The 11,884-nt window shown below is 61.1% G+C and carries 13 protein-coding genes; 11 read left to right on the top strand and 2 right to left on the bottom strand.

The window, feature by feature from the left end; genetic code table 11:
- Positions 1 to 49: 49 nt before the first annotated feature.
- Positions 50 to 1,075, bottom strand: a complete 1,026-nt coding sequence (hemH, locus tag ACW9HX_RS20660; protein WP_457382027.1) for a ferrochelatase — start codon at positions 1,073 to 1,075, stop codon at positions 50 to 52.
- A 13-nt stretch (positions 1,076 to 1,088) separates the two neighbouring features.
- A complete protein-coding gene (locus ACW9HX_RS20655; RefSeq protein WP_457382026.1) occupies positions 1,089 to 1,991 on the bottom strand; it encodes a TIGR01777 family oxidoreductase in 903 nt (300 codons plus the stop codon).
- Between the two features lie 197 nt (positions 1,992 to 2,188).
- On the opposite strand from ACW9HX_RS20655, the gene ACW9HX_RS20650 reads away from it, so the two are divergent.
- The 11 genes from ACW9HX_RS20650 (at position 2,189) to ACW9HX_RS20600 (ending at position 11,854) form a co-directional block, all read left to right on the top strand.
- Positions 2,189 to 3,175 carry an NAD(P)/FAD-dependent oxidoreductase gene (locus tag ACW9HX_RS20650; RefSeq protein WP_457382025.1) on the top strand — a complete coding sequence of 329 codons (987 nt, stop codon included), beginning with the start codon at positions 2,189 to 2,191 and terminating at the stop codon, positions 3,173 to 3,175.
- Complete coding sequence (locus ACW9HX_RS20645) at positions 3,172 to 3,387, top strand: TIGR02450 family Trp-rich protein (protein WP_457382024.1); 216 nt, start codon at positions 3,172 to 3,174, stop codon at positions 3,385 to 3,387. Before ACW9HX_RS20650 ends, ACW9HX_RS20645 begins: the two co-directional genes overlap by 4 nt.
- A 111-nt stretch (positions 3,388 to 3,498) precedes the next feature.
- A complete protein-coding gene (locus tag ACW9HX_RS20640) occupies positions 3,499 to 4,452 on the top strand; it encodes a YbgA family protein (RefSeq protein WP_457382023.1) in 954 nt (317 codons plus the stop codon).
- Positions 4,452 to 5,393, top strand: a complete 942-nt coding sequence (locus ACW9HX_RS20635) for a MerR family transcriptional regulator (protein ID WP_457382022.1) — start codon at positions 4,452 to 4,454, stop codon at positions 5,391 to 5,393. The genes ACW9HX_RS20640 and ACW9HX_RS20635 overlap by 1 nt, the downstream gene beginning before the upstream one ends.
- Before the next feature lie 20 nt (positions 5,394 to 5,413).
- On the top strand, positions 5,414 to 6,859 hold the full coding sequence (gene phrB, locus ACW9HX_RS20630; RefSeq protein WP_457382021.1) for a deoxyribodipyrimidine photo-lyase: 1,446 nt from the start codon (positions 5,414 to 5,416) through the stop codon (positions 6,857 to 6,859).
- On the top strand, positions 6,852 to 7,274 hold the full coding sequence (locus ACW9HX_RS20625; protein ID WP_457382020.1) for a nuclear transport factor 2 family protein: 423 nt from the start codon (positions 6,852 to 6,854) through the stop codon (positions 7,272 to 7,274). The genes phrB and ACW9HX_RS20625 overlap by 8 nt, the downstream gene beginning before the upstream one ends.
- Entirely contained in the window at positions 7,271 to 8,053 is a 783-nt protein-coding gene (locus ACW9HX_RS20620; RefSeq protein WP_457382019.1) for an SDR family NAD(P)-dependent oxidoreductase, read from the top strand. The genes ACW9HX_RS20625 and ACW9HX_RS20620 overlap by 4 nt, the downstream gene beginning before the upstream one ends.
- On the top strand, positions 8,050 to 9,297 hold the full coding sequence (locus tag ACW9HX_RS20615; protein WP_457382018.1) for an NAD(P)/FAD-dependent oxidoreductase: 1,248 nt from the start codon (positions 8,050 to 8,052) through the stop codon (positions 9,295 to 9,297). The genes ACW9HX_RS20620 and ACW9HX_RS20615 overlap by 4 nt, the downstream gene beginning before the upstream one ends.
- Positions 9,294 to 10,109 (top strand): DUF1365 domain-containing protein, encoded by an 816-nt coding sequence (locus ACW9HX_RS20610; protein ID WP_457382017.1) that lies wholly within the window; start codon positions 9,294 to 9,296, stop codon positions 10,107 to 10,109. The genes ACW9HX_RS20615 and ACW9HX_RS20610 overlap by 4 nt, the downstream gene beginning before the upstream one ends.
- Entirely contained in the window at positions 10,096 to 11,370 is a 1,275-nt protein-coding gene (locus ACW9HX_RS20605; protein ID WP_457382016.1) for a class I SAM-dependent methyltransferase, read from the top strand. The genes ACW9HX_RS20610 and ACW9HX_RS20605 overlap by 14 nt, the downstream gene beginning before the upstream one ends.
- Positions 11,363 to 11,854: a DUF2878 domain-containing protein gene (locus tag ACW9HX_RS20600; protein ID WP_457382015.1), complete on the top strand. Its 492-nt coding sequence runs from the start codon at positions 11,363 to 11,365 to the stop codon at positions 11,852 to 11,854. The genes ACW9HX_RS20605 and ACW9HX_RS20600 overlap by 8 nt, the downstream gene beginning before the upstream one ends.
- Positions 11,855 to 11,884 lie beyond the last annotated feature (30 nt).

The raw sequence follows: 11,884 nt of genomic DNA, 5'->3' as shown, positions 1-11,884 counted from the left end.
CACATTTGATCTCCTGTGGGAGCGGGCTTGCTCGCGAAGCTTTTGACTTTTAAAGCGCCAACGGCGCCCGTTCACAAAGCGCCGCCAATGCCTTGGCCCATTGCGGGTCATCGTTCAGGCACGGCACCAGCACCAACTCCTCCCCTCCCGCCTCGCGGAACTGTTCCTTGCCGCGATCGCCGATCTCTTCCAGGGTCTCGATGCAATCGGCAACAAACGCCGGGCACATCACCAGAATCTTCTTCACACCGCTCTTGGCCAACTCATCCAGCCGTGCTTCGGTGTAGGGCTCGATCCATTTCGCCCGGCCCAGCCGTGACTGAAACGACACCGACCATTTGCCGTCCGGCAGCCCCATGCGTTCAGCGAACAATGCCGCCGTGCGCAGGCATTGTGCGCGATAACAAGTGGCCAATACGGCAGCCGAGGCATTCTTGCAGCAGTTGTCATCCTTGAAGCAATGATTGCCGGTCGGATCGAGCTTGGTCAGGTGCCGCTCCGGCAAACCGTGGAAGCTCAACAGCAGGTGATCGTAATCCTGCTGCAAGTGCGGTTTGGCGCTCGCCACCAGCGCGTCGAGGTATTCCGGCTGATCGTAGAACGGCTGCAACACCGACAACTGCACATCGAGTTTCTTCTCGCGCACGACTCGTTTGGCTTCTTCGATCACCGTCGTCGTGGTGCTGTCGGCGAACTGTGGATAAAGCGGCGCGAGGGTGATGCGCTTGTGCCCCGCCGCGACCAGCTTCAGCAGGCTGGTTTCAATCGACGGCTCGCCGTAACGCATGGCCAGTTCAACCGGGCCGTGGGTCCACTGCGCCTTCATCTGCTGTTGCAGGCGACGACTGAGCACCACCAGCGGCGAGCCTTCGTCCCACCAGATCGAGGCGTAGGCATGGGCCGACTGCTCGGGGCGCTTGATCAGGATCAGCGACACCAACAGACGCCGCACCGGCCACGGCAGGTCGATCACATACGGGTCCATCAGAAATTGATTGAGGTAACTGCGTACGTCGGCCACCGAAGTGGAGGCCGGCGAACCCAGGTTGACCAGAAGCAAGGCGTGATCGGTCATGCAACGTCCTATTTCAGAGGCGGCTGGAGAGATCGTCCAGGGCCGCGCGTAAATCCGTGAACCGGAAAGTGAATCCGGCTTCCAGCAAGCGTGTCGGCGTGGCACGTTGGCCACCCAGCAACAGCAATGACATCTCGCCGAGACCGACCTTCAAGGCCAGGGCCGGCATCGGCATGAACGCCGGGCGGTGCAGCACGCTGCCCAGCGTCTTGGCGAATTCGCGATTGCGCACAGGTTTCGGTGCGCACGCATTATAAGGACCACTGGCCTGATCGCGATGCAGAAGAAAATCAATCAGGGCGATTTGGTCATCGATATGAATCCACGACATCCACTGCCGACCATTGCCCAAAGGCCCTCCCAGTCCGAGCTTGAACGGCAGCAACAGGCGCGACAAAAAACCGCCCTCGGCCGACAGCACCAGCCCCGTTCGCACCAGCACCACACGAATGTCCATCGCTTCGGCACGCTGCGCGGTTTCCTCCCAGGCAATACACAACTGACTGGCGAAATCGTCGATCACCGGTGGCGATTCTTCGGTCAATTCGCGTTCGCCTCCGTCACCGTACCAACCCACCGCCGAACCGGAAATCAGCAACGACGGTTTCTGCCCGCGGTTTTCCAGCCACGTGAGCAGTGATTCAGTGAGCGTGATGCGACTGCTCCACAGCACGGTTTTGCGCCGATGGGTCCACGGACGGTCGGCAATCGGCGCGCCGGCGAGGTTGACGATCACGTCGACCGGCTCGTCGCCAAAGTCCTCCAGGCGCGCAATGCCACGCACTGGCGCCCCGCAGATTTTTGCGACTTTGTCCGCACGACGACTCAGTACAGTCAAGCGATGCCCCTGCCCCAGCCAGTGCCGGCAGAGCTGACGTCCGATCAATCCAGTACCGCCGGTCAGCAATATGTGCATGACATCTTCCTCGCGTGGCGTTTTACCCCGATCCCTAGTCTATTTTTATAAGCAGGGATCTTTTCTATCGGGCAGGCTCTATTGTTTAACAATAGGCCAAGCTGTCAGAACGAAAACGCTGGAAGTTATACCAAAAAACAAAATTGTACAGGTTTCATCCACGGCGTAGTCTGTACAGAAAGGTAAACGAGGCCCCTATGACTGTACCTATCGCAATCATTGGCACCGGCATCGCCGGACTTTCCGCCGCCCAGGCCCTGACGGATGCCGGGCACACCGTTCAGTTGTTCGATAAAAGCCGTGGCAGCGGCGGACGCATGTCGAGCAAGCGCAGTGACGCTGGCTCGCTGGACATGGGCGCGCAGTATTTCACCGCCCGCGACCGACGCTTCGTCACCGAAGTCCAGCGCTGGCAAAGCCAGGGCTGGGTCGCCGAATGGACACCTCAGCTCTACACCTTTCATGGCGGGCAGTTGAACCTGTCACCGGACGAGCAGACCCGCTGGGTCGGCACCCCGCGCATGAGCGCCATCACCCGTGGTTTGCTCGACGGCCTGGAAGTGCACTTCGCCTGCCGGATCACCGAGGTCTATCGCGGCGAAGAACACTGGCACCTGCAAGATGCCGAGGGCTTCACCCACGGGCCGTTCAGCCATGTGGTGATCGCCACTCCTGCACCGCAGGCCACCGCGTTGCTGGCCGCTGCGCCGAAACTGGCCGGGGCCGCTGCAGGCGTGAAGATGGACCCGACCTGGGCTGTCGCTCTCGCCTTCGACAAGCCGCTGGATACGCCCATCGAAGGCTGCTTCGTGCAAGACAGCGCCCTCGACTGGCTGGCACGCAACCGCAGCAAACCGGGACGCGACAACACGCTCGACACCTGGGTACTGCACGCCACCAGCGCCTGGAGCCGGCAGCACATCGACTTGCCCAAGGAGGCTGTGATCGAGCAGTTGCACGGTGCCTTCGCCGAGTTGCTGCACAGCGCCATGCCGGCACCCACCTTCAGCCTCGCTCACCGCTGGCTCTATGCCCGCCCCTCCACCAGCCATGAGTGGGGCACACTGGCGGATGCCGATCTGGGGCTGTATGCGTGCGGTGACTGGTGTCTGTCGGGACGGGTCGAAGGGGCATGGCTAAGCGGTCAGGAAGCTGCGCGCCGCTTGCAGGAACACCTGCTGTGAACCGTTTCAATCCGAGCAAATTGCTGCTGTCGAAATGGACAGCAGCCCTCCCGCAAAACCGAGAAAAGCATTTTCTGGTGACCGAACTGTTCCGCGACGAGGACGGCACGGTGTTGGAGATCGAGTTGCAGGCCGTGTTGACCCGACGCAGTCAACAATTGGACTGGCAGGCATTGCAGGACGAGGCGCACTGGAAAATGGGCTGGCTTTAGCCCCCTCCAAAATCTTGTACAAATAGTTTGACTTGTACAGCTTTGAATCTATGCTGATGGCATGTTGTACAGATAAAGACTTCTGTACAAATCTGGATTCGAGGTGCCTTCATGTCCGAACAGTCTCCACCCAAAATCGCCATCAGCGCCTGCCTGATGGGCGCCGAAGTGCGCTACAACGGCGGACACAAAGAGTCTCGGCTGTGCACCCGCACCCTCACTGAGTATTTCCAGTTTGTCCCGGTGTGCCCGGAGGTCGCGATCGGCCTGGGCATTCCGCGCGAGCCGATCCGGCTGGTGGGCGACCCGGATCATCCGCAGGCCCTCGGCACTGTTCATCGCGAGACCGACGTCACCGACGCGCTGTCCGCTTATGGCCAGAAAATGGCCACCGAACTCGATGACATCTGCGGCTACATCTTCATGCAGCAATCGCCATCCTGCGGGCTGGAGCGGGTCAAGGTCTATCACCACAACGGAGCACCGATTGGCAGCGCGCGCGGGATCTATGCCCAAGCCTTCTGCGCCCGGCACCCGGACCTGCCGGTCGAAGAAGCCGGACGTCTGAACGATCCGGTCCTGCGGGAAAACTTCATCACCCGCGTCTTTGCCTACAGCGACTGGCAGCAGGTGCTCGAACAGGGCCTGAGCCGCCGCGCCCTGACCGACTTCCACTCACGCTACAAATACCTGCTGATGGCTCACAACCCGGTGCAATACAAGGCGCTGGGCAATCTGCTGGGCAACATGAGCGGCATCGATCCCGTGGAGCTCGGCCCGCGCTACTTCAGCCAGTTGATGGCGGCGCTGAGCACCTGCGCCACCCGCCGCACCCACAGCAACGTGTTGCAGCACATCAGCGGTTACCTGAAACGGGCCATCAGTGCCGAAGACAAACAGGAAATGCAGCACGTCATCGGCCAATACCGCCACGGCATCGTGCCGTTGGTGGTGCCGCTGACGCTGCTCAAACATCACTTTCGCCAACACCCCGATCCGTACATCGCGCAACAGGTTTACCTGCAGCCGCACCCGGAAAACCTCAGCCTGCGAAACGCCATTTGATGAACGACTCACCCGACACCAGCGCCCGCGAAGACCTCGGCGCCGACTTCAAGAAAGCCCTCGACGAAGGCTGGCTGCCGATCCGCGAGGTCGCGCGCCAGACCGGCGTCAACGCGATCACCCTGCGCGCCTGGGAGCGCCGTTACGGACTGATCGTGCCCCAGCGCACACCCAAAGGTCACCGCCTGTATTCGGCCGAACACGTGCAGCGCATCCAGACCATCCTCACCTGGCTCAATCGGGGCGTGGCGGTCAGTCAGGTCAAACCGCTGCTCGACACACCGCAAGCCTTCAACGAGCCGCTGGAAAACGAATGGCAGCCGCTGCATCAGGCCGCACTGCTGGCGGTCACCCAATTGAACGAGCGCAGCCTCGACGACAGCGTCAATCAGGCCATGGCGTTGTACCCGCCACGAACCCTGTGCGAGCAATTGCTGATGCCGTTGCTGGCAGATCTTGAACAGCGCTGGCAGGGCCAGTTCGGTGCGCAGATGGAACGGGTGTTCTTTCACGCCTGGCTGCGTAGCAAATTCGGCGCGCGCATCTACCATAACAACCGTCAGTTGCGCAGCGCACCGCTGCTGCTGGTCAATCAATCGGACTTACTGCTGGAGCCGCACCTGTGGCTCTGCGCCTGGTTGATCAGCAGCGCCGATTGCCCGGTGCAGGTGTTCGACTGGCCGTTGCCGGCAGGAGAGCTGGCGTTGGCGATCGATCATCTGCAAGCCCGTGGTGTACTGCTGTATTCCAGCAAAGCCATGAACCCTGCGCAGTTGCCGAAACTGTTGAACGGCGTCACTTGCCCCAAAATGATTGCCGGACCAACGGTGTGCATCCACCACGCCGAGTTATCCGTAAGAACCTCCGAGATCGCTGATCTGTACCTGGCCGAAGATCCTCTGTCGGCCCATCAGGTGCTGATAGAGCGTGGGTTGATTTAATGAAGAGTGTCGAGAACGCCATGCAATTGATCTGGCTGCGCAGCGACCTGCGCCAACATGACAACACCGCCCTGACGGCCGCCGCCGAGCGTGGCCCGACCGTGGCCGTGTACCTGTTGAGCCCCGAACAATGGCAGGAACATGACGACGCACCGTGCAAGATCGACTTCTGGCTACGCAACCTGCAGAAGCTGAGCGAGAGCCTCGGCAAACTGAACATCCCGTTGCTGATCCGCAGCGCTCCGCGCTGGGATCAAGCCCCCGTGGTGCTGCTTGAGCTGTGCCGGCAATTGCAGGTCGAGGCCGTTCACGTCAACGAAGAATATGGCATTCATGAAAGCCGCCGCGATGCAGCGGTTGAGCGGGCGTTGAAAGCAGAAGGCATCTCGTTCCACAGCTACCTTGATCAGTTGCTGTTCAAACCCGGCAGCGTGCTGACCAAGTCCGGCACCTACTTTCAGGTGTTCAGCCAGTTCCGCAAAGTCTGCTATGAACGTTTGCATCGTTCGATGCCGCCGCTGATAAAAGCGCCGTCCGCGCAGGCCCCGCTGAACATCGCCAGCGATCCTGTGCCCGAGTCGATCGAGGGTTTCCCGACACCCGGCCAATCCCTGCGCGACCTGTGGCCCGCCGGTGAAGCCGAAGCCCGACGACGCCTCGACACCTTCGCCGATGTGCAGATCGACTATTACAAAAGCGAACGCGACTTCCCGGCCAAGCCCGGCACCAGTCAGCTCTCGGCCTATCTTGCCGCCGGGGTGATCTCGCCGCGCCAGTGCCTGCATGCCGCGCTGCAAAGCAATCAGGGCGAATTCGAAAGCGGCAAGGTCGGCGCCGTCACCTGGATCAACGAGCTGCTGTGGCGCGAGTTCTACAAACACATTCTGGTGGGCTATCCACGGGTATCCCGGCATCGCGCGTTCCGCCCGGAAACCGAAGCCCTGGCCTGGCGCGATGCGCCGCAGGAGCTCGCGGCCTGGCAGGAGGCCCGCACTGGCCTGCCGATCATCGACGCGGCCATGCGCCAATTGCTCGAAACCGGCTGGATGCACAACCGTCTGCGGATGGTGGTGGCGATGTTCCTGACCAAGAACCTACTGATCGACTGGCGCGAAGGCGAACGCTTTTTCATGCGCCACCTGATCGACGGCGACCTGGCGGCAAACAACGGCGGCTGGCAGTGGAGCGCATCGACCGGCACCGATGCGGCGCCGTACTTCCGGATTTTCAACCCGGTCAGCCAGTCGGAAAAATTCGACAGCGAAGGCCTGTTCATCAAGCACTGGCTGCCTGAACTGGCCGGCCTGAACAAGAAAGAAGTACACAACCCGGCGAGTGCCGGCGGGCTGTTCGGGGTGGCGAATTATCCGCCGCCGATCGTCAACCTGAGCACTTCGCGGGAGCGGGCGCTGACCGCGTTCAAGAACCTGCCCCAACGCCAGGCGGCCGGAGGCGGGTATGAGTGAATTCCTGCGCCGTTTCGCACGCCAGTTCGCGCAGTTGAACAAAGACAACCTGCACAACCTGGACGCGCTCTACAGCGAGGACATTCATTTCACCGATCCGCTGCACGAGGTGCAGGGGCTGACGCAATTGCGCGACTACTTCAGTGAGCTGTACGCCAACGTCACCGAGTTGCGGTTCGACTTCCATGGTTTCGACCAGATCGGCGACTGCGAAGGCTACCTGCGCTGGGTCATGAGCTACCGCCACCCGCGTCTGGCCGGCGGTCGGCTTATCCGTGTCACGGGGTGTTCGCACCTGCTCTGGCGCGACAAGGTTTATCGCCACCGGGATTACTTCGATGCCGGGGCATTGCTTTACGAACATCTACCAATATTGGGACGGGTAATTACCTGGCTGAAAGGGAGAATGGGATGAGTCGTACAACTCCAAGACGTTATTGGCTGACCGGTGCCAGCAGTGGCATCGGTGCAGCACTTGCCGAAGAAATACTGAAAACCGGCGCGCACCTGGCGGTCAGTTCCCGTCAGGTCGCACCGCTCAAAGTGTTGTCACAACGCTATCCTGGACAAGTGCTGGTGGTACCGGGAGATTTGACCAACAGCCAGACCGTACGCGAGATCGGCGAACAGATCGCGCTGGAGTGGGGATCGCTGGACAGCGTGATCCTCAACGCCGGCACTTGCGAGTACGTCGATGCCCAGCAGTTCGACGCCTCGATCGTCGAACATGTGGTGCGCACCAACCTGCTCGCCAGCAGTTATTGCATCGAAGCCGCCCTTCCCTTGTTGCGCAAGGGAACCGCGCCGCATCTGGTGGGAATGGCGAGTTCCGTCACTTACGTACCATTGCCCCGCGCCGAAGCCTACGGCGCGTCGAAGGCCGGGTTGCGTTATCTGTTCGAATCGTTGCGCATCGATCTGGCGGACGAAGGCATTGAAGTCACGGTCATCAGCCCGGGCTTTGTCGAAACACCGTTGACGGCGAAAAACGATTTCCCGATGCCGTTGAGCTGGCCTGTGGATAAAGCTGCACGGCACATTTTTGCCAAGCTCAAGGAGCAGCCGCTGGAAATAGCCTTTCCAGCGCTGTTCATGGCGGTCCTGTGGCCACTGTCGAAAATGCCCGCCCGGGTGCAACTGGCCATCGGCAAGCGCATGGTGCGCAGCACACCACCGCTGCGGGATGCGACATGAACATTGCCATTGTCGGCAGCGGAATCGCAGGCCTGACCTGCGCCTACCTGCTCAATCGCCGACATCAGGTCACGGTGTTCGAGGCCGGCGACTGGGTCGGCGGACATACGCACACGGTGGACGTGACGGTGGATGGGCGTGATTACGCGGTGGACACCGGATTCATCGTGTTCAACGACTGGACGTATCCGAACTTCATCCGCCTGCTCGGCCAATTGGGCGTGACTGCCAAAGCTACCGAGATGAGCTTCTCGGTGACCGACCCCGACACCGGTCTGGAGTACAACGGCAACAACCTCGACAGCCTGTTCGCCCAACGCAGCAATCTGTTGTCACCGGGGTTCTGGGGCATGCTGCGCGATATCCTGCGCTTCAACAAGGAAGCCCGGCGCGACCTCGCCGAACAGCGGATTACCGTCGATACCACGCTGGACGATTACCTCAAGGCCGGCGGCTACGGCGAGCGCTTCATCCTGCACTACATCGTGCCGATGGGCGCAGCGATCTGGTCGATGCCGATGGCCGAGATGCTGAATTTTCCATTGCAGTTCTTTGTGCGGTTCTTCGAGAACCACGGTTTGTTGTCGGTCAGCAATCGTCCGCAATGGCGGGTAATCGAGGGAGGCTCGAGTGCTTACATCGAGCCGCTGACCGAGTCATTCAAAGAGCGGATCCGCACGAACTGTCCGGTAAACCGGATTGAACGCAACGAACACGGTGTGGTTATCCACAGCCCCGTCGGCATCGAACACTTCGACAAAGTCGTGCTGGCCTGCCACAGCGATCAGGCGCTGCGTCTGCTGGCCAATCCGAGCCGTGCCGAGCGAGAAATCCTCGGTGCCCTGCCCTACGCCGACAACGAAGTGGTGCTGCACACCGACACCCGCCTGCTGCCGACCCGCAAACGGGCCTGGGCCAGCTGGAACTATCGCCTCGGCGGGGCCGGTCATACCCAGGCTGCCGTGACTTACGACATGAACATCCTGCAAGGCATCCAGAGCGACACCACGTTCTGCGTCAGCCTCAACCAGAGCGCCGGTATCAGCCCGTCCAAAGTGCTTGCCCGCTTCACCTACGCCCATCCGCAATTCAACCTTGCAGCGGTGGCCGCGCAGCAGCGCTGGGCCGAACTCGACGGTGCGCAACACACCCATTATTGCGGCGCCTATTGGGCCAACGGTTTTCATGAAGACGGCGTGGTCAGCGCGTTACGCGTCGCCGCAACGTTCGGAGAAAGCCTGTGAACAGCGCGCTCTACAGTGGCTGGATCGCCCATCGGCGATTTGCCCCACGCCGGCATGAGTTCCGCTACCGGATCGGGTTGATCTACCTCGACCTGACCGAGCAGGACGCCGTACTGAACCTGTCACCCTTGGCGGGCGCGAGCCGCTTTGCACCGTTTTCATTTCGCGAGACCGACTACCTCAAGACCTTTACCGGGCGCGGCGTGCGGTTGATTGATGCCGTGCGTCTGCTGGTCGGTGAGGCCCTCGGTCACGAGCCGCAGGGCCCGATCTGCCTGCTGACCCAGCCGCGCAGTTGGGGCCTGGCATTCAACCCCGTGAGTTTCTTTTATTGCCACGAAGCCGACGGGCAACTGGCGGCGATTCTCTGCGAAGTCAGCAACACGCCGTGGCGCGAGCGCTATCACTATGTGCTCCCGGCTCGAGCGCCCAACAATGTGCGCGACTTTCACCAGCACTTTGCCGTGGCCAAGGCGTTTCACGTGTCTCCGTTCCTGCCGCCGGATCTGGAATACCGCATGAGCTTCAGCCCCGCCGCGCAAACCCTTGGCGTGCACATGGCCGACTGGCAGGGCGAACACAAATTGTTCGACGCCACACTCAACCTCAAACGCGAAACCCTTGATCGACGCAATCTGCACCGGCATTTGTGGCGTTTTCCATGGATGACCGCCAAGACCGCCCTCGCAATCTATTGGCAGGCCCTGCGATTGCTGCTCAAGCGCACCCCACTGTTTTCCCATCGGACTGCTGACGACAGCTTTCGAACCGCCACTGCGACTCCCGAGGAGCACCGCCATGAAATCCTCTAGCGTTTCAGCCAGAGCCGCCATCCCGTTCAGTACACACGGCATCACCGGTTCGCTGCTGCGTCGCGGTGTACTTCGTCAGCTCGCACAGCTCAAGCATGGGCAACTGGTGGTGATCGAAGAGGGCGAACGCCAGGTCTTCGGCACGCCGGGCAGTGACTTGTCGGGCGAGATTCATGTTCTCGACTCGGCGGTGTGGGGCATGGTCGCGGGTAACGGCTCGATCGGTGCCGGTGAAGCCTTCATTCATGGCTACTGGAGCTCGCCGGACCTGACGGCCGTGGTACGGGTCTTCGTCAGCAACCTTGAGGTGCTCGACGGCATGGAAGGCGGACTGGCGAAAATCGGCCGGCCGCTGGTGCGCGGCCTGCACTGGCTCAACCGCAACACGCGCAAAGGCTCGCAGAAAAACATCGCCGCGCACTACGACCTCGGCAACGATCTGTTCGAGCAGTTTCTCGACCCGACCATGATGTATTCCGCGGCGCAGTTCCTGCGCCCCGACGACAGCCTGGAACAGGCGCAACTGAACAAACTGGAGCGGATCTGCCAGAAGCTCGCACTTGAACCCGGCGATCACCTGCTGGAGATCGGCACTGGCTGGGGCAGCATGGCGCTGTATGCCGCGCAGCACTATGGCTGCAAAGTCACCACGACCACGCTGTCCAAGGAGCAATACGCGTTCACGGCCCGGCGCATCGAAACCCTCGGCTTGCAGGACCGGGTAACGCTGCTGCTCAAGGACTACCGCGACCTCACCGGCCAGTACGACAAATTGGTGTCGATCGAGATGATCGAAGCGGTCGGCCATCGCTTTCTGCCAACCTATTTCAAGCAATGCGCGCACCTGCTCAAGAGCAACGGCCTGATGCTTCTGCAAGCGATCACCATCCGGGACCAGCGCTACGAGCAAGCGAAACGCGGTGTGGATTTCATCCAGCGTTACATCTTCCCCGGCGGCGCCCTGCCCTGTGTGCAGAAGATGCTCGAAATCGTCAGCCGCGACACCGACATGAACCTGTTGCACATGGAAGATTTCGGCCTGCACTACGCCCGGACCCTGCGCCTGTGGCATGAGAATTTTCGCCACGCCCACGGTCGCCTCAGCGAATTGGGCTACGACGATTATTTCCTGCGATTGTGGGAATTCTATCTGTGCTACTGCGAGGGCGGCTTCCTCGAACGCACTATCGGCACCGCACAATTGCTGTTGGCCAAACCGGCGGCCATGCCGGCCCCGCTGCTCGGACGCTTCGATGCTTGAGCGGATCACGAACGCAGTTCTGTTCCAGATCGGCTGGCTGGCCTGCGTGCTCGGCGGCAACAGTCTGTGGTTGCTGGTGGCGTTGGCAGTACTGGTGATTCATCTGCGCTGGATCGGCAGTTGGGCGGCAGAGGGTCGGCTGATCCTCAGCGTGGTGATTCTGGGCACCGCCGTGGACAGTGGCCTGCGCGGCCTCGGGGTCTTCGAGTTCAAGGACCTGTCGCCGTTGATTCCGCTGTGGCTGATGTTGCTGTGGGCACTGCTCGCCACGACGTTGCGCCATTGCCTGCAATGGAGCGCGCGGCCCTGGTGGCTGGCGAGTGTGCTCGGGGCCGTCGGTGGCGCGTTGTCGTATTGCGCCGGTGGACGACTGGCCGGGGTGCAATTTCCCTACGGCGAGTTACCGACGTTGATCGGTATCGGTCTGTTGTGGGCGCTGCTGTTTCCGTTGTTGCACCAACTGTCCGGGCGTCTGGAAGGCTAATCGTCTGTCAGGGCTTTCACACGTCCATCG

It is taken from the genome of Pseudomonas sp. SDO52101_S400 (genome assembly GCF_054071635.1).
Note: the sequence above shows the minus strand (reverse complement) of the source record. Positions and strands in the feature narration are given on the sequence as shown.

Coding starts and splice junctions, on each gene's coding strand:
- hemH (WP_457382027.1), bottom strand. CDS start 1,075: ATGACCGATCACGCCTTGCTTCTGGTCAACCTGGGTTCGCCGGCCTCC.
- ACW9HX_RS20655 (WP_457382026.1), bottom strand. CDS start 1,991: ATGCACATATTGCTGACCGGCGGTACTGGATTGATCGGACGTCAGCTC.
- ACW9HX_RS20650 (WP_457382025.1), top strand. CDS start 2,189: ATGACTGTACCTATCGCAATCATTGGCACCGGCATCGCCGGACTTTCC.
- ACW9HX_RS20640 (WP_457382023.1), top strand. CDS start 3,499: ATGTCCGAACAGTCTCCACCCAAAATCGCCATCAGCGCCTGCCTGATG.
- ACW9HX_RS20635 (WP_457382022.1), top strand. CDS start 4,452: ATGAACGACTCACCCGACACCAGCGCCCGCGAAGACCTCGGCGCCGAC.
- phrB (WP_457382021.1), top strand. CDS start 5,414: ATGCAATTGATCTGGCTGCGCAGCGACCTGCGCCAACATGACAACACC.
- ACW9HX_RS20625 (WP_457382020.1), top strand. CDS start 6,852: ATGAGTGAATTCCTGCGCCGTTTCGCACGCCAGTTCGCGCAGTTGAAC.
- ACW9HX_RS20620 (WP_457382019.1), top strand. CDS start 7,271: ATGAGTCGTACAACTCCAAGACGTTATTGGCTGACCGGTGCCAGCAGT.
- ACW9HX_RS20615 (WP_457382018.1), top strand. CDS start 8,050: ATGAACATTGCCATTGTCGGCAGCGGAATCGCAGGCCTGACCTGCGCC.
- ACW9HX_RS20605 (WP_457382016.1), top strand. CDS start 10,096: ATGAAATCCTCTAGCGTTTCAGCCAGAGCCGCCATCCCGTTCAGTACA.
- ACW9HX_RS20600 (WP_457382015.1), top strand. CDS start 11,363: ATGCTTGAGCGGATCACGAACGCAGTTCTGTTCCAGATCGGCTGGCTG.